The sequence below is a fragment of the Paucibacter sp. B2R-40 genome (assembly GCF_025717555.1).
In the GTDB taxonomy this organism is placed as follows: Bacteria; Pseudomonadota; Gammaproteobacteria; order Burkholderiales; family Burkholderiaceae_C; genus Paucibacter_A.
In genome coordinates this window covers 164,060-184,165 of the sequence record NZ_JAJIRP010000006.1, presented here as the reverse complement: position 1 = coordinate 184,165, position 20,106 = coordinate 164,060, and the positions used below count along the sequence as shown (strand labels likewise).

Below are 20,106 nucleotides of genomic sequence, written 5' to 3'. Positions count from 1 at the left end.
ACCTATCGTGACCGAAGCTAGTGCGAGTACTTGGATGTGCCTGATCTGTGGCTGGATTTACGACGAGGCTACCGGCGACCCCGAACATGGCATCGCGCCCGGCACCTTGTGGGCCGCTGTCGATATGAATTGGACCTGCCCGGAATGCGGGGCGCGCAAAGATGACTTCGAGATGGTCCGCATCTGAACGGGTGTCGACCCACGTAACAATGCGTGACGGCCGGGTCGGCATGTCACACTGCGTTGATGTGGGGCGCTAGGCTAGGCCACTTGTTTGTTGGTGAGGGGAGAACAGCTTGGACGTGCAAGTTCCTGAAGGCAACGCAAATGGCAAAGCGCCTGGCAATCTACTCGGCAGTGTTGCAGGCGACGCTGCGGTGGCCAAGGTGCTGGTCATCGACGACAGCAACACCATCCGGCGCAGCGCCGAGATCTTCCTCAAGCAAGGCGGGCACGAGGTGGTGCTGGCCGAGGACGGCTTTGATGCGCTCGCCAAGCTGAGCGACTATCAGCCGGATCTGGTGTTTTGCGACATCTTGATGCCGCGCTTGGATGGCTATCAGACCTGCGCCATCATCAAACGCAACCCTGCCTTCGCCGGCGTGCCGGTGATCATGCTGTCCAGCAAGGACGGTTTGTTCGACAAAGCGCGCGGCCGCATGGTGGGCTCGCAAGACTATCTGACCAAACCCTTCACCAAAGATCAATTGCTGAAGGCTGTGCTGGCGCACCGGCGCGGCGTTTGATGTTTCGCTATTTGCGCCCCGCCTTTGTCGCCGCTCTGGCCTGAGGAACAACCTATGCCTATCCAAAACATCCTGCTGGTCGATGATTCCAAGACCGAGTTGCACGTTCTCAGCGAGATGCTGATCAAGCGCGGCTTCACCGTCCGCACCGCAGAAAACGGCGAGGAAGCGATGAAGCGCTTGGCCGAGCAGACGCCCGATCTGATCTTGATGGACGTGGTGATGCCGGGCCAAAACGGCTTCCAACTGACCCGCACCATCACCCGCGACGAACGCTTTGCCGCTGTACCGGTGATCATGTGCACCAGCAAGGGCCAAGAAACCGACAAGGTCTGGGGCATGCGTCAGGGCGCGCGCGACTATGTTGTGAAGCCGGTCAAAGCCGAGGAGTTGTTGGCCAAGATCAAGGCACTGGGCTAGGGCCTGCTCGGCAATGAGTAATAAGCAAGCCCTGCGGGAGCTCCAGCAACGTCTGGCGCAGCGCATGCAAGATGCGCGCGAACAAAAGACCGAGGTCGCCAGTTGGCTGGCGGTCGAATGTGGAGGCTACGGCCTGCTTTTATCTTTGAAGCAGGCGGCCGAAATCTTCACGCCGGTTGCCATCAAGCCCGTGCCCTATGCAAAGCCTTGGATGGTGGGGGTGGCAAATCTGCGCGGCGGTTTGTTCACGGTGGTGGATCTGGCCATGTTCTTGGGCCTGCGGGAGACCGGCGCCGTGCGTTCCGAGTTGCGAGCCGACAGCGCGCAAACACGGCTGGTGTCATTGAACCCCGAGTTGCATATCAATTGCGCCTTGTTGGTGGACCGCTTGGTCGGTCTGCGTGGCGATGAGCAGTTGACGTTGCTGGATGAAGCCAGCGACGGCGACCAGCGGCCCCGCTTGGATGAAACGGGGAAGGAAGTTGCTTTGAAACGACCCCGTTTTGCCGGCCCGCATATGCGTGACGCCGAGGGGCGATCTTGGCAACAGCTGCATTTGGATGCCCTTTCTAGGCATGAACAGTTCTTGCGAGTTGTGGTTTGATTCGGTTTAGCAAGTACAAGCTGGGTTCAAGCCCGCTTAACCAACGAAGAACGAGGGTGAGATGAGCTTCCTGGACAAGATCAAGAACCTGGGTAAGACCGAGGCGGAGCTGGCAGCGCACCAAGGCGCTTCCGTGCAGACTGGCAATGCCTTGCCTGCTGCCGCGCCTGGGCCGGACAGCTTGGGCAGACAGCCCGATGCAGCCGTCTCCATCATTGCCGAGTCCTTGCCCACGGAGGCCGCCAGCACCGAATTTGGGGAGACCACAGCGACCTTTGCCTCCACTGTTTCCGCCGCCGAAAATGGGCTCCATCGGGTGCCTGCGGTGAAGCCCAGCAGTGGGCGCCGCCAGGCCGTGCTGACGGCCTTGGTGGCCTTGGGCCTGCTGGGTACGGCCGCGACGGTGAGTTTGAGCTTGGTGGGCGCGTCCCGCAGCGCAGCGCAGGTGCGGGCCACCGGCCAGGCCTTGATGCATTCGCAGCGCATGGCCAAATCCGTGTCAGCGGCCTTGATCGGCACGCCGGCGGCGTTCGCCGAGTTGAAGGAAAGTACCGGCATCTTGAGCTCGGTGGTGAACAATTTGCGCGGTGGCGAAGGGGAGCTGGCCCCAGCGGCTGCGGCCGTGCAGCCGAGCTTGGCGGTGGTGATGCCGCTGGTGGAGCGGGCGTCTAAAAACGGTCAATTGGTGCAGTCGCAAGAAAAGGTCTTGACCGAAGTGGCGGCGGCCCTGCGGGCGATCAATCGGCAGTCGGCTGACTTGCTGGAAAGTGCCGAGGCGGTGGCGGCCGAATCATTGCAACAAGGCGGCTCGGCCGGAGAGATCGCGGCGGCCGGCCAATTGGTGATGCTGACCCAGCGTATTGGCAAGAGCGCGAATGAATTTCTGACCCAAGAGGGTGTCAGCCCTGAGGCGGTGTTCTTGCTGGGCAAGGATTTGAATTCCTTCAAGCTGATCACCGATGCGCTGCTCAATGGCAGTGCCGAGTTGCGTTTGGCAGCCGCCAAAGACGGCCAACTGCGCACCCGCTTGGTCAGCCTGCTCAAGCAATACGATCAAACCCGCACACAGGCGACGGCGATCCTGGGCAATTTGCAAGGCCTGGTGTCGGCGCGCGAGGCGCAGAGCAGCATTCTGGGAGACAGCGAGGGCCTGCGCAAAGGCCTGGAGCAAGTGGCCCTGGAGCTGGAGTCGGCCGGTGGCATCAGCTTGGGCTTGCTGGCTTTGATGCTGGCTTCCTTGACCGCCTTGGTGGTCGGCGCTTTGGGATTCTTGCGCCTGTACGTCAGCGGTCAAGCGCAACGCGCAGCCATGGCTGAGTCGCAAAAGGCCGAGGCCGAGGCGCAGGAGCAAGAAGCCAAACGCGTCAATGACGCCAATCAGGGCGCGATTTTGCGCTTGATGAACGAATTGCAAGCGGTGGCCGAGGGGGACTTGACCCAACAAGCCACCGTGACCGAGGACATCACCGGCGCGATCGCCGACTCGGTCAACTACACCGTCGAAGAATTGCGTAACTTGGTCAGCCAGGTGCAACTGACGGCTTCCCGGGTAACCGACACCACCGGCCAGGTCGACCAGACCTCGACCGATCTGCTGGCCGCGTCGAAAGAGCAGCTGCACGAAATCCGCTCAACCGGCGAAGCCGTGCTGCAAATGGCCGGGCGCATCAATGAGGTGTCGAATCAGGCCCAGGCCACCGCGACCGTTGCGCGGCAGTCGCGCCAAGCGGCCGAGTCTGGCTTGCAGGCGATGCAGAACAATATCAGCGGCATGAATTCAATCCGCGAGCATATCCAGGAGACCTCCAAACGCATCAAACGGCTGGGCGAATCGTCGCAAGAGATTGGCGAAATTACCGAGCTGATCTCGGACATTACCGAGCAAACCAATGTGCTGGCGCTGAATGCGGCGATCCAGGCGGCGTCGGCCGGCGAGGCGGGGCGCGGCTTCTCGGTGGTGGCCGAGGAAGTGCAGCGCTTGGCCGAGCGCTCGGGTGATGCGACGCGCCAGATTGCGGCCTTGGTCAAGACGATTCAGACCGATACCCATGACGCGGTGGCGGCGATGGAACGCTCGACGCTGGGCGTGGTGCAAGGCACGCGTTTGTCCGATGCGGCCGGCCGCGCCTTGGAGGAAATTGACACGGTCTCGCGCCGCCTGGATGAATTGATTGCGCAGATTTCAAGCCAGGCGCTCAGCGAGGCGCAGTCGGCGAATGAGGTGGCATCGAATATTCAGCATATTTTTGCGGTGACCGAGCAGACCAGTGAGGGTACGCGTTCGACCGCCCAGATGGTGCACGAGTTGTCCCGTTCGGCAGACGCATTGAAGCAGTCGGTGGCTCGCTTCAAGGTTGCTTGAGGCCAGGGACCTGAGCATGGATATTGCACGCGACTCAGAGCTGCCCGCCGACCTCAGCCCGCTTGCCTGGGTGCAAGAGGAGTTGCGTCGCTCGCTCGAAGCGGTTCACAAGACCCTGCGCCGTCTCTTGCGCGATGGTGAAAATCGTCAGACCGCAGCGGCCGGATTGGGTGTCGAGGGGCAGGCCGCAGCGTCGGTGAATGCGAGCGCTCAGACGGCTTTGCAAGCCGCCGCTGCGCAGTTGCATCAAGTCGCTGGCGTGCTGGGTTTGGTCGGTTTGCCGGCCGGTTCCCTGGTTCTGAGGGCCGCTGAGCAGGCTGTGGCGACCTTGGCTGAAGCGCCTGCCAAGATTGACTTGGCGCGGGTTGAAACAATCGAACGTGCCGACTTTGCTTTGCTGTCTTTGATCGCGCGGATGTTGGCCGGTGGTTCGACAGCGAGCCCATTGCCAAGCCAGACCGCGAGCCCCGTGTCGACCTTGAGTCTGTTCCCGGCCTACCGGGACTTGCAGGCGATGAATGGCGCGGAGCGCATTCACCCGGCCGATCTGTGGCAGTTTGAATGGAGCTGGCGTCATCTGCCGCCGGATGCTCGCGTTCAAGCCTTGCCGGCGGCGACGGTGCGGCCGGCCTTTGAGGCCGCCTTGCTCAAACATATGCGGGCTCCGAGCGCCGAGCATGCACGCAGCCTGAGTGAACTCAGCGCAGGCCTGGCCATGGGTCTAGACGCGCCGCGTTCCAAAACCTTGTGGCAGCTGGCCGCCGCGATGTTCGAGGCGCAGGCGCTGGGCTTGCTGGAGGTCGATGCCTTGGTCAAGCGACTGGGCTCGCGACTACTGTCGCAAATGCGCGCCGTGGCGCAAGGCGATGCGGGTGTGAACGAACGCCTGGCGCAAGACCTGCTGTTCTTTTGCGCCCAAAGTAGCACGCTGGCGCTGGCGCAGTCGGCCCCGCGTTTGCAGGCGGCCTTGGCCAGTTACGGGCTCTTGGACGTCGCCGCGGGTGACTATGAGGACCAGACGCTGGGCCATATTGACCCGGCTTGGGTGACTCAGGCACGCCGCCGGGTGGTGTCGGCCAAGGATTCTTGGGGCAGTGCGGCCGAGGGTGATAGCCAACGTGCCAACGCCTTGAACGAGCAGTTTGTCGCCTTGGCCGAATCGCTGCAAAAGCTCTTCCCCAGCGGCGAGGTCCTGGCCGAGTCGCTGCAGCGCGCTGTGGTTGCGACCCTGCGCTCGGAAGCTCCGCCACCGCCGGCCTTGGCGATGGAGGTCGCGACCAGCTTGCTTTATGTCGAGGCGGCGTTGGATGACGCTGCTTTCGATCAACCCGAGCAGGCCGAACGTGTGCGCCGGCTGGCGGGCCGTATCGAGTCGGTGGCGCGGGGCGGTGAGCCCGAGCCGCTGGAAGCCTGGATGGAGGATCTTTACCGCCGGGTCTCGGATCGTCAGACCTTGGGCAGCGTGGTTCAGGAGTTGCGTGTCAACCTGTCCGAGATTGAGCGCCAGGCGGACGAGTATTTCCGTGACCCCAGCCAGCGTGAGCGGCTGATCCCGGTGCCGGGGCAGTTGCAGGCAATGCGGGGCGTGTTGACGGTGCTGGGTCTGGATCAAGCCTCGCTGGCTTGTTTGCGCATGCGCGACGAGGTCGACGAGTTGGCCAATACCGAGGTTGATGTCGAACGTGGCGGGCCGCGAGAGTTGTTCGACCGGCTGGCCAATAACCTGGGTGCCTTGGGATTCTTGATCGATATGTTGAGCGTGCAGCCGCAACTGGCCAAGCGCATGTTCGTATTCGACGAAGCCAGTGGGCGGCTCAATCCTGTCATGGGCCGACGCAGTGGCGCTAACCAGGTACCTCCACTGAGCCCGCCGCCGCTGTTGCCGGCGCATGATGTGGTCGAGCTTGGGGCCGCCGCTGCGGCCGCTGTTGTACCCGTGCCCGCGGTCCCTTCGGTGCCCGCTCCCGTGGCGGCAGCAGCGCCTGTGCAAGCCGACTTGCCGGTGCTCGACTTTGCCCTTGAATTGCCGCCCGAACAGCCTGTCAGTCGAGCGCCCGAGCCAACATTGCCGGCGCTGGCCGTAGTGCAGGAGCTGCCAGCGCCGGCTGCAGCTGCTGCGTCGGCGGTGCCGCATGACCCGGAGATGCAAGAGATCTTCCTGGAAGAGGCGACCGAGGTCTTGGCCAACGCTCGCGCAGCGCTGGCGACTTTGCAAGAAGCGCCGAGCGAGCGGGAAGCCTTAACAGTCTTGCGGCGCGCCTTTCACACGCTCAAGGGCAGCGCTCGCATGGTTGGCATGGACGCCTTCGGTGAAGGTGCATGGGCCTGTGAGCAGTTGTACAACGCTCGTTTGGCCGAGGCCGTGCCCACAGGTGACGCGGCCCTGCTGAGTTTCACCAATGAGGCTTTGGACTACCTCGGTGCTTGGTGTGCGCAGATCGCTGCACAGCAGCCGGTTTCGCATTTGTCCGAGCATTTGCGCCATGCGGCCGATGCTTTGCGCCTGGGCGCTGCGGCCTCGCCGGCGGTCCAGGTTCCCGCGACGGAATGGCCGGCCACTTCAGTCGAAATTGCGCCGCTGGATCTCGCGCCAGCAGCGCTTGAATCCTTGGAACTGCTGGATTTGCGCGAGCTGCCGGAACTGCAAGAGCTGGAGGACTTGGAGCACGCTGAAACCTTGCTGCCAGATTTGGCCCAAGTGTCAGGTGAGTCAGCTGCGCCAGCTGAGCCGGCCGACTTGGATCAGGAGATCGCGGCCGAAGAATTGCCCTTTGAACTCCACTTGCCCAGTGAAGCGCTTGAGCAAGCTGCGCCTGTATTTGAGTTGCCCGAGTTTGAGCTCAGGCTGGACCTGGGTGAGGAAATCGAGCAGCAGCTTTTCGTGGCCAGTACGCCGCTGCCCTTGGTGCCTGTGGAGCCGGTTGCTGACGCTCATATAGACGCGGCAACGGAAGCAGAAGCAGAAGCAGAAGCAGAAGCAGAAGGGACAGCCGAGCCCATCATTGCCCGCACACCGGTGCGCGCGGCCTTTGAACCGGTCTTGGTCAAAGGCGGGCGTGCCGTTGACGAGCCGCCGCCGGAGACTCAGGTCGAGCCGGAGCTCTTGTCCGAAGCTGGCCTGCTGGACGAGTCGCTGGACGAGCAGTTCAAAATGATTGGCAATTTGCCGGTCAAGCTGGAGCTGTTCAATATCTTCCTCAACGAGGCCGATGAGTTGTCGCGCCGGTTGGCCACCAGTCTGGCCGAATGGGCTTTGGAGTTGAACCGGCCGGTGCCGGCCAATTGCGAGGCCTTGGCGCACGCGCTGTCGGGCAGCGCCGCTGCCGTTAAGTTTGACGATTTGGCCACCTTGACGCGCGCGATGGAGCATGCCCTGGGCCGCGCCGGGCGTGCCAGCCGCTATAGCGAGGCCGAGGCGCAGTTGTTTGTCGGCGCGGCCGATCAAGTGCGCCAGTTGCTGCATCAATTTGCGGCCGGTTTCCTGAAGACTTTTGACCCCGACACGCTGGCGCAATTGCGCGCTTATGAGCCCAATCTTGAGCCGAACAGCCGCTTCGGCGAGTTGAGTGATCTTGAGGACGATGGCAAGCATTGGCGCGACTCGCGACCGGGCGCCGCGTCTGCAGCGCTTGAGACGGTTGAAACGCTTGAAGCCCTTGAGTTTGGTACCGCCCTGACGCCGTCGGCGGACGCCGATGAGGTCGAGCCCGGTTTGCCCGACGAGATCGACCCGGTGTTGTTGCCGATCTTCGAAGAGGAAGCACGCGACCTGCTGCGTGATCTGCATGCCGCCTTGCGTGAGTGGGTGGCCAAGCCCAGCGATTTGCGTTGCGCCTCGGCCTGTATGCGGGCGTTGCACACACTCAAGGGCGGCGCACGCCTGACCGGCGCAATGCGCTTGGGGGAGCAGGCGCATGCCTTGGAATCGGCCCTTGAGCGAGCTGTCGCCAACGGCTTGCCCTTGCCCGCCGACTTGCTGGGTTTGCAGGCCGGTGCAGACGCGCTTGAAGTCAGTTTTGAGCAATTGGGCGTCGCAGCGCCGGCCCCGGCTTCGTTGGCCGTCGTGCCGCCTGTTGTCGAAGCCCTGGCAGAGCCAATCGTCGAGCCCCTGGTCGAGCCGAGTGCAGCGCCAAGCACTGAGCCCAGTGTCGAAGCTGAGGCCGCACCTGTTTCTGAAGCTGTTGCCGAGTCCTTGGCCGAGCTTGCTGCCGAAGCTGTGGCGCCGGCGCTGTTGGTGGAGGCGCCGGCATCTAGCCCAGCCTCGCCGACGCAGCCCGTGGCGGGCGGACCCCAAATCGATTGGTCGCGTTTCACCGCGTCGCCGCAGGATGAGGGCACTGAGGCGGCCGCTACCGGCCTGCAGGCCCTGGTTCGGGTGCGCGGCAGCTTGCTGGAGCGCATGGCCGCACAGGCCGGCGAGGTCAGCATCCGACGCGCACGGCTGGAGTCCGAGTTGGCGCAGATGAAGGGCAGCTTGCTGGATCTGGATGACAACTTGGGCCGCTTGCGCTCGCAACTGCGCGAGCTGGAGTTGCAGGCCGAATCGCAGCTGGGCGGCCAACAAGAACTGCGCCAGGCCAAGGCCGGCTCAGCCGACTTTGACCCGCTGGAGTTTGACCGCTATACGCGCTTCCAAGAGTTGACACGAATGATGGCCGAGTCGGTCGGCGACGTGGCCACCGTGCAGCGTGCTTTGCAGCGCAATGTGCAGTTAGGTGAGGATGAGCTGGCCGCACAGTCTCGCCTGACGCGAGAGTTGCAAGACGATTTGCTGCGCACCCGCATGGTTGAGTTTGAGAGCTTGGCCGAGCGTCTGCACAGGGTCGTGCGCCAAGCCGCGCGCGACGCTGGGCGGCAAGCACGGCTGGAGATTGTCGGCGCGCAGACCGAGCTTGACCGCAGCGTGCTGGAGCGCATGGCGGGCGCATTTGAGCATCTGCTGCGCAATAGCGTCAGCCATGGCATTGAGCCGGCCGAGGCGCGCATAGCCATGGGCAAAGACCCGATCGGCACGCTGCGCCTGACGGTCAGCCAAGAAGGCAACGAGGTCTTGCTGAATTTCAGCGATGACGGGGCGGGCTTGAATCTGGAGCGCATCCGTGCGCGCGGTCTCCATCTGGGTTTGCTGCAAGAGGGCAAGGCGGGCGTGCTCGATGAGGCCGCCCTGATGCAGCTGATTTTCACGCCCGGTTTTTCCACCGCTGCGCAGGTGACCGAGCTGTCCGGCCGGGGCGTAGGCATGGATGTGGTGCGGGCCGAAGTCAGCACGCTGGGCGGTTCGATCGAGACCAGTTCGGTCTCCGGCCAAGGCACCGCTTTCAAGTTGCGCCTGCCGCTGACCACGGCGCTGACGCAAGTGGTACTTTTGCGCTGCGGCGAGCAGGTGGTGGCGGTGCCGGCCGGTTTGATGGATTCCTTGCAGCGCGTGCCGACCGAGCAGGTCGAGGCTGCTTACGCCAGCGGCACGCTGCAGTTTGGCGGCGAGGCCTTGCCCTTTTACTGGCTGGGCGGTTTGCTAGGCTTGGCCGGACGAGGCCATGGCCATGGCAAAAATATGTCGGTTGTCTTGGTGCGCAGCGCGCAGCAGCGCATCGCCCTGCACATCGACGAAGTCTTGGGCAATCAGGAAGTGGTGGTCAAGAACCTGGGGCCACAGCTGAGCCGGGTGCCGGGTCTGGCTGGTATCAGCCTGCTGGCCTCTGGCGAGGTCGCTCTGATCTACAACCCGGTTGCACTGTCGACTTGGTACGGTGTGGCCGCGCAGCAGCGCCTGGCCTTGTTGCGCCAGCAGCTGGAGCCGGGTGCTGAAGTTGACCAGGCCATACCGGTCGAGGCCGAACATGTGTTGGCGCCGCTGGTGCTGGTGGTTGACGACTCGTTGACAGTGCGCCGCGTCACCCAGCGTTTGCTGGAACGCGAGGGTTACCGGGTCCAGTTGGCCAAAGATGGTCTGGACGCGATGGAGTGCCTGGCCGCCGAGGAATTGCCGGCCATGGTCTTGTCCGACATCGAGATGCCGCGCATGGACGGCTTTGACCTGGTCCGCAATATGCGGGCCGATCCGCGTCTGGCCGGCCTGCCGGTGGTGATGATCACCTCCAGAATCGCGCAAAAACATCGCGACTACGCCGAACAGCTAGGGGTCAACCATTACCTGGGCAAGCCCTATGACGAAGAATTACTTTTGTCATTGATTGCTGGATACACTTCGTCACAATTTGCGGCCGAGCACGTGCCGCCGCAATCTATCTAGCAATATGGGGTGAAGAGGCTTGGGCCGGCTATCACCAGCTAGGACCCTAAAAAGCAAACGAAAACAACTCGAACCCCTGCAATGGGGTGAGTCAAAAAAATGTCCGAAGTCGTTGATCATCTGGCCGAAATGACCGGCTTCCGGGACCGGGATGTCATGGATGTGACCCTGGTGTCGGCGCTGCGTGACCTGCTGGAGCCTTTGTCCGTGGCGATTTATCGTTGCGTGGCTGTGGGTGACTCTGCCACTGAACAGCGCTGGTTGACCCGGGCGCGGCTGAATGCCGATGATGCGGTGGCCACCGCTGACCCGCTGTGGTCCGACCCGGCAGGCTTGCCCTTGCTGCAAGACTACCCGCAGCGCCTGGACTGCATGCACAGCCGCGCTGTGGTGCAGGGCGAAACGGCGGCCGTGGGTGAGATTGCCGCGCAATTCATCAGCTTGTTTCCTATTGCCACCGATCGTGAGGTGGTGGGGGTCTTGGAAGTTATTTCGGCGGAGCGCATGAGTCCGAAGGCGCAGCGCATGGTCAGCAGCGTGCTGCGGATTTATCATAACTTTCAGGGCCTGCTCGACTACAGCGAGCGCGACACCTTGACCGGCCTGCTCAACCGCAAGACCTTCGAGGACAGTTTTCTGAAAGCCGTCAGCGAGTTGCCGGCGCGGGCAATCCTGGCCGACACCGATGATGGACGGCGGCATGAGAGCAGCAGCCCTCGCTACTTTTTAGGTGTCATCGATATCGACCACTTCAAGCAGGTCAATGACCGCTTTGGCCATTTGATCGGTGACGAGGTTTTGCTCTTGTTGTCGCGCCTGATGCGCAGCAGCTTTCGCTTTCATGACCTGCTTTACCGCTTTGGCGGCGAGGAGTTCGTGGTCTTGATGCGCTGCGAAGACGAGTTAGACGCGGCCCATGCCTTCGAGCGCCTACGCCTCAATACCGAGCAATACGCCTTCCCGCAAATTGGCCGCATCACCGTCAGCATTGGCTTCACGCAGGTACGTATCGAGGATTCGCCGGCCTCGGCGTTCGAGCGCGCTGACAAAGCCGTCTATCACGCCAAGGATTCGGGCCGCAACCAAGTGCATAGCCATGCCGAGTTGGTCTCGGCCGGCAAGATGAGCGAGCAGGCGCAACTCAGTGCGATGGAGCTGTTCTAGCCCTTTGACTTTTCCGCCACCAGCGCGGGATTGAGGCGCGGGTCGTTGTACATCTTGAATTGGCGGTAGACCTTGAAGTAGGCGCGGCCAGCGAGTGAATCGGCCAGCAAGGCATCAAAGCAGTCGCCCAGATCGCTGCGCTGTTGGTGCAGGCGGGCGAGGCGTTCGCTGCACAAGGTGCGGTGTTCCTCGTCAACATCGCTGCGTAGGGTCTGCAAGCGCATCGCCTCGACCTTCAAAGACATGATGGACATGCGGTCCACCATGCTGCCGGCGGTCTCGCTATTGAGCCTGGCGCCAGCACCCTGCGTCGAGCGCGGCGTCGGGCTGCCAAGGCTGGCGGGGTCGACCAGGCCCAAGGCGCTGAGCAAGAATTCATCGATGCGTTCGATGGCGTCATTGCGCGCTTGGTTGAAGCGGTCAATGGCGCGTTTGTTGGCGACGATGTCGGCGTCCTGGGCCTGCTGGCGCCGGGCCAAATCTTCCTCGGCCCAGAGGCTGGCGTTGTAGAAATGGTTGACGCTGATCCAGCCGAGCAGGTCGTCGGCGACGGGCGGCGTGGCCGGCAAGCCCTGTTCCAGTGCCAGCGTTTGCAGCGCAATGATTTCGCGCGCGGTGGGCAAAGCAATCAGGGCTTGGGCAGCAGAGGGCATAAGGTTCTCGAGAGTGGGCATTGGGTGCAATGGCAGAATGCCGCCGCAGAGCATAACCGGGAGTATTCGCAATGATAGTCAAGACAAATGGGCCGCGCCCATTGATTGTGCGTCTGCGCAACTTTGTCGGCGATACGGTACTCGGCCTGCCGGCGCTGCGCCTGCTGGAGCGCCATGGCTATCAGCTGCAATTGGTCGGCAAGGGCTGGGCGCCGGATCTGTTCGCCGCCGAAGGCTGGCCGGTGCATGTGCGACCCAAGAAGCTGGGTGATCGGATCAAGCAGTTGCGCCAGTTGCGCTGTGAGGCGAGGCGCCTCGACCCCGACTTTGATCGCCGCTCAAATGCCTTGGTATTTCCCGGTGCTATCTCGGCCGCGCTGGATATGCGCTTGGCCGGCCTGCGAGCCGAGGGCTATGCCGGTGATGGGCGCAGTTGGCTGCTGGCGCGCAGCCATCCCATCGATATGCAGGTCCATACCTTGCGCAGCTATTGGGATCTGAGTTGTGCTTTCCTCGGCATCAGCGAATCGCCGCCGGCTTCGATTGATTTCAAGGTCAGTGCTGCCCAATATGCGCAGGCCGATGCCTTGCTGGAGCAGCAGGGCATCCGGCCCGGCTTCGTATTGGTATGCCCGTTTGCCAATGACACGATAGCAATGGTCGACAAAACCTGGCCGCATTTTCCGGCCTTTGTCGAGCGGCTGGTGGCCAGCGGCCAGCAAGTGCTGATCTGCCCGGGGCCCAATGAGGTCGAGGGAGGGCGGCGCATCTACGGCACAGCGCTGCGCCTTGAAGGCGTCGGCCTGGGCGTCTACAACGCCTTGCTGGCCCGCGCCCGGCTGGTGGTCTCGAATGACACCGGCCCAGCCCATATGGCGGCGGCTGTCGGCGCGCCGCTGCTCAGTGTCATCGGGCCGACCCCGCTGGCGCTGTGGGCGCCCTGGGGGCCAAATGTCGAGATCATGCAGCGCTATCCCGAATGGTTCAGCGCTGATGAGGTCTTGGCCAGGGTGCAGCAGCGCCTCCATCCCGTAGCGGCTTGAATGGAAACGGGCCCTGCAAGAGGGCCCGTTTGAACTTGCCAGAACCTAACAGAACTTACCAGATGCGAATGCGTTCCTCGCTCGCCTTGAACATCTGATCACCCGGCTTGGTGCCGAAGGCCTCGTGGAAGCCGTCGTGATTGACGGCGGCGCCGTTGGCGCGGAACTTGGCCGGTGAATGGGGGTCCACGGTCAAGTTCTGCATGGTGCGCTCATCGCGTGCCTTGGCGCGCCAGGCTTGCGACCAGCCCATGAAAAAGCGCTGCTCGCCGGTATAGCCGTCGATCACGGCGGCCGGTTTGCCGCCAAGTGAGTGCCGGTAGGCCTTGTAGGCGATCTGCAGGCCGGACAAGTCGGCAATGTTTTCGCCCAGCGTCAGCTTGCCGTTGAGCGTTTTGCCTGGCAGCGGCTCATATTTCTCGTACTGCGCGACCAGTTGCGCGCCGACCTTCTCGAAGGCCTGGCGGTCGGCATCGCTCCACCAATTGCGCAAGGCGCCGTCACCGTCGAACTGGCTGCCTTGGTCATCGAAGCCATGGCTGATCTCATGCCCGATGACGGCACCGATGGCGCCGTAATTGACCGCGTCGTCGGCCGCCATATCAAAGAAGGGCGGCTGCAAAATCGCGGCCGGGAAGACGATCTCGTTCATCGAGGGGTTGTAATAGGCATTGACGGTTTGCGGCGTCATGCCCCATTCGGCCCGGTCGACCGGCTTGCCGACGCGCTTGGCGATGCGTTCCCACTCAAAGCGGCCCGAGCGTGCACGGTTGCCGAAGGCGTCGCCCTCGCGCACTTCCAGCGCACTGTAATCACGCCAGGTGTCGGGGTAGCCAATCTTGACCATGTACTTGGACAGCTTGTCCTTGGCGGCGGCCTTGGTGGCGGGCGTCATCCAGCTCAAACCGTCGATGGAGTCTCCGTAAGCATTCATCAAATTGCTGACCAACTCGACCATGCGGGTCTTGTAGGCCGGCGGGAAATGTTGCGCCACATAGACCTGCCCGATCGCCTCACCCAAGGCGCCGTTGACCTCGGCGATGCCTTTTTGCCAGCGCGGCCGTTCTTCCTTGGCGCCCGTCAGTGCGTTGCCGTGGAAGGCAAAGCGTGCCTCGCGGTAGGGCTTGGGCAGCAGTTCAGCGTTCTCATCCAGCACGCGCAGCTTCAGATAGGCCTTCCAATCGGCCAAGGGCACTTCCGTGCTCATCTTGGCCAGCGCCGCCATGGTGCTGGGCTGCGAGACCGTGATCCGGTCGACGCCTTGCAGTTGCGCGGCTTCCATGAAGGCGGCCCAGTCAAAACCGGGCGCGGCCTTGGCCAATTCGGCGGCAGTCATCGGGTTATAGGTCTTGACCGGATTGCGGTTCTCGACCTTGTCCCAATGAGCTTCGGCGATGCGCTTTTCCAGTGCCAGCACTTGGGCGGCCGCCGCTCCAGGTGCCTTTTCGCCCGAGAGCTTGGCCAGCGTCGTGAGATAGGCCAGATAGGCCTTGCGCGCCTGGCTCAGCTTGTCGTCGTCCTTGAGGTAGTAGTCGCGGTCCGGCATGCCCAGGCCGCCTTGCCAGGTCAGCGCACGGTTGATGCCGGGCTCTTTGAAGTCGGGCATCACCCACAGCACCATAGGCGTGTTGACGGCGCCTTGAGCGCTACCCAACCAGCGCGCCAAGTCGGCCGGCGTCTTGATGGCGTCAATGCTGGCCAGCATCGCTTTGGCGGGTTTCAAACCGGCTTTGTCGATGGCCGCCAGGTCGGTGTAGGAGCCGTAAAAGGCGGCGATTTTTTGCTCGACGCCGCCCTTCGCTTGGATCGCCTTTGGATTGGCGGCCAGCGCTTCAACGATCACGCGCACTTGCCTGTCGGACAGGTCGCGCAGCTGATAAAAGCTGCCGTACTCGGCCTTGTCGGCGGGGATCGCGGTCTTGCTGACCCAGGCGCCGTTGGCGGCCAGGAAGAGGTCGTCTTGTGGGCGGACTTTGCTGTCAAAGCCCGACAGATCAAGGCCGGAGGTCGCTGGGATGGCCGGGGCGGCAGCTTGTGCCAAGCCGGCCGTCAACAGCAGTGCGGCCAGGGGCAATAGTCGAAAGAGTTTCATGCAGATGATGCCTTGAATAGGAGAGCGCGCAGCGTAGTGGATGGGCTGCTGCTTGGCAAGATGACTTTCCGCACACAGGGTTGACCCTTGGTGACTTGGTGCAGCGCAAGGGCTTGCAGAGCGAGTTAACCCTTGAAGTCAGCGCGTACACTGCGCCGGTCCGCCACCAAGAAGAGTCCACTATGTTTTGCCCCCGTTGCCAAGCCGCCAGTCCAGCTGGCGGCCGATTTTGCGCGCAGTGCGGTGCGCCTTTGCCGGCCTCGGACACCGTGCAGCGCAGCTCGCGGCGCCAGATGACGGTCTTGTTTTGTGACCTGGTCGGCTCCACCGAATTGGCCCAGCGCGTAGACCCGGACGACTGGTTGAGCGCCCTGCAGCAGTATCACGATTTGGTGCGTCAAGTCAGTGCGCGCTTTGGCGGTTTTGTGGCTCGCATCGTCGGCGACGGCGTCGACGTCTATTTCGGCTATCCACTTGCCAACGAGGACGATGCGGCGCGGGCCTTGCATACCGGGCTGAATTTGGCGGCCGACTTGCCGCGCATCGAGGTGGAGCCGGGTGTGCCGCTGTCCTTGCGTATCGGGATTGCGACCGGCATGGTCGCTGTCAGCGTGGGGCAGGGCGTCGCGGTAGCAGGGCCGACGCCCAATCTGGCCGCGCGCATTCAGGCCGCCGTGCCGCCGGGGGCGATCGGTGTGGCGCCCAGCACCCGGCACATCGCCGGCGGGCAATTCGAGTTCGCTGAGCTCGGCGAGCATGCACTCAAAGGCTTTGAGGCACCGGTGGCGATCAGCCTTGTGCGCAAGGCTTTGTCGCAAGACAGCCGCTCGGCCTGGCGCGGGCGTGACGCGACGCTGCCGATGATAGGCCGCACGGCCGAACTCAGCAGCCTGCAAGCGATCTGGCAGCGGGCCAGCGCCGGGCGAACCTGCGGCGCCTTGTTGCTGGGGGAGCCGGGGCTGGGCAAGTCGCGCTTGGTCACTGCGCTGGATCTGGCCCTGCCGGCGCAAGGCCACACCATGTTGCGGCTGCAGTGTTCGCCGTTTCACGTCAACAGTGCCCTGCAGCCCTTTGTGCAGCATTTGGGCGTGGCCGCCGGCCTGAGCAGCAGTGACAGCAACCAGGTGCAGTTGGACAAGCTCGAAGCCCAATTGGCCATCGGCGGCATTCAGGATCCCGCTGACTGCGCATTGATTGCGGCGCTGTTGGGCGTGCCCTCGGATGGCCGCTACCCCGCCTTGGTCTTGCCTCCGCCGTTGCAGTTGCAGCTGATCAAGGAGGCACTCAAACATTACTTCTCCGGCTTGGCCCATCAACGCCTGAGCCCGGCCAATGAGCAGACGCTAACCCGTTATTTTGTCGGGCATGCGGAAGAGCGACCCTTGCTGCTGGTGATCGAGGACATGCATTGGATCGACCCGACCTCCTTGGAGTTGATCGAACAATTGCTGGCCAGCGGCGACGACGCGTCCATCCTGCTGCTGATGACCGCGCGCCATGACTTTGGCTCGCGCTGGCAAGAAAGCGAAAACTTCCTGCAGCTGGTACTGCAAAGATTGCCCGATGGTGACGCGTTCGCGGTAGCGACCCAGCAGTTGCAACTGGCCGATCTGCCGCCGCAATGGCTGGCTGCCGTCATCGAAAGAACCGACGGTGTGCCGCTCTTCATTGAAGAAATGACGCGCATGCTGATCGAGCGGCGCGCGGCACCGAGTGGCGCAGTGGGCTTGGCCCATGCGGTGCCCGAGACCTTGGTGGACTTGCTGACCGAGCGACTGGACAGGCTGCCGGCAGCGGCCAAGGAGTTGGCGCAAGTGGCGGCAGTCATCGGCCGTGAGTTTGACCGCGAGCTGCTCTGCGCTGCGGCCCCTGACATCGAGGGCGGGCTGCAAGCGGCGTTGCAGGCGATGCTGGACAGCGGCCTGCTGCTGAGCGGCAGTGCCGACGGTGAGCGTTTGTTGTTCAAGCATGCCCTGGTTGAGGATACGGCCTATGGCTCGGTGCCGGCCAAACGCTGCGCCGAGATACATGGCCGCTTGGCCGATGTGCTGCTGAATCGGTTCAAGGACCGTGTTGATCATCAGCCCGAGTTGGCTGCTCGGCACCTGACGCGGGCCGGGCGCGGCCTGGAAGCCGCCGCATGGTGGCAGGCTGCCGGTGGGCAGGCCTTGTCGCGCGGTGCGCCGCGCGAAGCCGCCGGGCATCTGCGCGCCGGTGTGGCGGCTTTGGACGGGGTCGCACCAAGCCTTGGCCGTGACATCGCCGAGCTGGGCTTGTTGTCCATGCTGGGCCCGACCACCATGGTCTTGCTGGGCCCCGGCAGCGATGAATTCGGCCGCGTGCAGCAGCGCGCCTATAGCCTTAGCCAGACCCTGCCCGGTCAGCCGCGGCTGTTCCCCACCAGTTACGCCTGGTGCTTGTTCAACTGGGGCCGCGCCCGCTTGGCTGCGGCAGGCGAGTTGTCCAATGGTCTGCTGCTGGCCGCAGCGCTGCGCGCGGGCGAGACCGAGGCGGCACTGGCTGCCCACACGATGGCGGGCATGGTGGCGTTTCATCGTGGCCATCCGGAAGCCGCGCGCGCGCATCTGTCGCAGTCCACCGCGCTGTACGAGCCGCAGCGCGACGCTGCGCTCTACCCGGTCTATCTGATGGATTTTGGCGTCTTCGGGCGCTTCTACCTGGCGCTGGCAACCCAGGTGCTGGGCTTTGCCGATGCCGCGCGCCGCATCGCCGCGGAGGCGCTGTTGCTGGCCGAGGGCCTGAATCAACCGCATACGCTGGGCTTTGCGATGCTGGCCAACTTCAACACGGCGGTAATGCGTGGCGACATTGCGGAGGCGCTGCCGATGGCTGAGCGCTGTATCGAGTTTTCAGGTCAGTTCGGTTTTCCGGAATTCATCGCGATGGCGCGGATTGCGCGCGGTTGGGCTTGGGCTCATGGGCAGCAGCGTTGGGACGAGGGGCTGGCCGAGTTGCAAGCGGGCATGGCGGGCTGGGCGCAGACCGGATTCGAAAACTGGCAGCCTTGGTTCGCGGTGCTGGAGGCAGAGATCCTGGCTCAATTGGGGCGGCAGAACCTGGCGTTGGAACATATCGAGCGGCAACTCGCTCGCGTCGCGGCCAACGGCGAGCGCCAGTTTGAAAGCCTGTTGCTGGCTGAGCGGGCAGCCGCCCTTGCTGCCCTGCCCGGGCGCAGTGCCGAAGCCGAGGCGGGTTTCGAGTCAGCGGCCGCCTTGGCACACGAGCAAGGTGCAGCCGCCTGGTCGCAGCGCATCGCCAGCAGAAGGGCGCAAGTGCTGCCGCAGTAGTTGTGGGTCAGTGGCCCGGCTCAGTGACCAGGCAGACGGGGCCGCACGAACACATCAGCGCCGGTCGATCCCCCGGCGGTCATCAAGGCGAAGGTCAGCATCATGTCGTAGTCGGTGGCGATGATGCCGTCGCGTCCTTTGCCGGACAAAGCTTGTTTGCCTGACCGATTCTGGAACCACTGCGCCCACTGCTTGGAGCCGGGGTCAAAGAGCATGAACTGGCCGCCATCCTCCGGAAACACCTTGTTGGGCGAAGGGTAGAGATTGGCGACAAAGGGGTACTGGCCGGCCGAGTGACAGCTCACGCAGGAGGTGGCCGGAAATGGCTTGCCAAGCTCCGACCTGCGCCCCGACACGGTCACCACATTGTGCCTAATGCCCACATCCAGCGGGCCGGCGAGGCGGCCACCCCAGCCCAGGCCGTAGCTGATGAAGTCGGGCAGGTCCGGGCTGACCCAGGTTTCTTGCAGCACACCGTTGGGGCCTAAACCATCGGGAAATTTGGCCAGTTCCGGGTCGTTGCCCCACATCGCCCCCACCGGCAAAGCGCGGTCCCAGACCGTGGCGGCCTTGGAGCGGCTGTCATAGGCGAAGGCGATGAAGACCCAGCCGGTCTTGGGCGAAGCGCGGCTGTCCTTGATGCGCACCGCCATCTGCAAGAAGCGCATCGGCGTGATGACGGGCACGCGCTTGGTCGGGTCCGGTTCCTTCTCCATCGAAGCGACCGAAGGGCGGTAGAGATGCGAAACCGACGAGCCCTTCAAGACCGGCGGGCCGTTCTTGCTCGGCCACTGGTCCTCCAGCAAGGTCACCCCCTCGACCTTGACCACGATGGAGCCTTCCGGGAATTGCGCAGCGCTCAGATCCGGGCGCAGCGGATTCTTCCAGACCTTGCCCAATTGATGCGCCGCGACATCGTTGTAATAGACCACCGCATGGTTCTGAAACGAGGGCACGGTGGGGCGTTGATTCTCGGGGTAAGAAATGCTTTGCAGGATTTGCCCGGTGTAGGAGCCCAGCAGGGCCTCGCGGCCTGTTGATGGGTCGATCTTGCCGTTGCTCATGGTGGAGCCTTGGCCGCCCCAGGGCATGTCGTACCAGCCCGCTTGCTGAGGAGACCAGTGCAGCGGGTCATTGAGCAGCCCCTTCAAGTCTTTCTCCAGCATTGTCTTGACTGCCGCCACATAGGCCGGCGCAGTGCTCTTGCTCAAGGGGCCGGCCGGCCTGTCGGTGGGCCATTTTGGCGCGACCGGATGCAGCGGATAGTCATAGTGACTGGTCCGAAACGGCTGCGACCAATCGGCCGGGTATAGCGTGTTGTTGCCGGCGAACGGGTCCGGCACTTGCGCCCAGGCACCGAGATGGACGGCGAAAAATATCAGACCACCCCAAGCGCAAGGCTTGAGGAAATTGCCGGTCTTGCGAGTGATCATGCGGTTCTCCCGAGCTTGATGAAGAATT

General features: G+C 63.3%; 12 protein-coding genes. 9 read left to right on the top strand and 3 right to left on the bottom strand.

Annotated features, from left to right (window positions below; genetic code table 11):
• Positions 1-34 precede the first annotated feature (34 nt).
• The 7 genes from LNV09_RS13945 (at position 35) to LNV09_RS13915 (ending at position 11,549) form a co-directional block, all read left to right on the top strand.
• Entirely contained in the window at positions 35-187 is a 153-nt protein-coding gene (locus tag LNV09_RS13945; protein WP_263532277.1) for a rubredoxin, read from the top strand.
• Positions 188-377: 190 nt separating this feature from the next.
• Positions 378-746 carry a response regulator gene (locus LNV09_RS13940; protein WP_263557837.1) on the top strand — a complete coding sequence of 123 codons (369 nt, stop codon included), beginning with the start codon at positions 378-380 and terminating at the stop codon, positions 744-746.
• Between the two features lie 54 nt (positions 747-800).
• Entirely contained in the window at positions 801-1,166 is a 366-nt protein-coding gene (locus tag LNV09_RS13935) for a response regulator transcription factor (protein ID WP_263557674.1), read from the top strand.
• Between the two features lie 13 nt (positions 1,167-1,179).
• Positions 1,180-1,770: a chemotaxis protein CheW gene (locus tag LNV09_RS13930; RefSeq protein ID WP_263557673.1), complete on the top strand. Its 591-nt coding sequence runs from the start codon at positions 1,180-1,182 to the stop codon at positions 1,768-1,770.
• 61 nt (positions 1,771-1,831) lie between these two features.
• Entirely contained in the window at positions 1,832-4,132 is a 2,301-nt protein-coding gene (locus LNV09_RS13925) for a methyl-accepting chemotaxis protein (RefSeq protein WP_263557672.1), read from the top strand.
• A gap of 16 nt (positions 4,133-4,148) precedes the next feature.
• Entirely contained in the window at positions 4,149-10,385 is a 6,237-nt protein-coding gene (locus LNV09_RS13920; RefSeq protein WP_263557671.1) for a hybrid sensor histidine kinase/response regulator, read from the top strand.
• A 99-nt stretch (positions 10,386-10,484) separates the two neighbouring features.
• A complete protein-coding gene (locus LNV09_RS13915) occupies positions 10,485-11,549 on the top strand; it encodes a GGDEF domain-containing protein (RefSeq protein ID WP_263557670.1) in 1,065 nt (354 codons plus the stop codon).
• Here the strand turns inward: LNV09_RS13915 and LNV09_RS13910 are convergent.
• Positions 11,546-12,202, bottom strand: coding sequence for a DUF4254 domain-containing protein (locus LNV09_RS13910; RefSeq protein WP_263557669.1), 657 nt, complete (start codon positions 12,200-12,202; stop codon positions 11,546-11,548). The genes LNV09_RS13915 and LNV09_RS13910 overlap by 4 nt on opposite strands.
• Positions 12,203-12,273: 71 nt before the next feature.
• Between LNV09_RS13910 and LNV09_RS13905 the strand changes: the two genes are divergently transcribed.
• Positions 12,274-13,245 carry a glycosyltransferase family 9 protein gene (locus LNV09_RS13905; RefSeq protein ID WP_263557668.1) on the top strand — a complete coding sequence of 324 codons (972 nt, stop codon included), beginning with the start codon at positions 12,274-12,276 and terminating at the stop codon, positions 13,243-13,245.
• Between the two features lie 55 nt (positions 13,246-13,300).
• Here the strand turns inward: LNV09_RS13905 and LNV09_RS13900 are convergent, their stop codons facing one another.
• Positions 13,301-15,337: a M13 family metallopeptidase gene (locus tag LNV09_RS13900; protein WP_263557667.1), complete on the bottom strand. Its 2,037-nt coding sequence runs from the start codon at positions 15,335-15,337 to the stop codon at positions 13,301-13,303.
• A 182-nt stretch (positions 15,338-15,519) separates the two neighbouring features.
• Between LNV09_RS13900 and LNV09_RS13895 the strand changes: the two genes are divergently transcribed.
• Positions 15,520-18,645 carry an ATP-binding protein gene (locus LNV09_RS13895; protein ID WP_263557666.1) on the top strand — a complete coding sequence of 1,042 codons (3,126 nt, stop codon included), beginning with the start codon at positions 15,520-15,522 and terminating at the stop codon, positions 18,643-18,645.
• Positions 18,646-18,665: 20 nt separating this feature from the next.
• Here the strand turns inward: LNV09_RS13895 and LNV09_RS13890 are convergent, their stop codons facing one another.
• Positions 18,666-20,078, bottom strand: a complete 1,413-nt coding sequence (locus LNV09_RS13890; RefSeq protein ID WP_263557665.1) for a hypothetical protein — start codon at positions 20,076-20,078, stop codon at positions 18,666-18,668.
• Between the last annotated feature and the right edge of the window lie 28 nt (positions 20,079-20,106).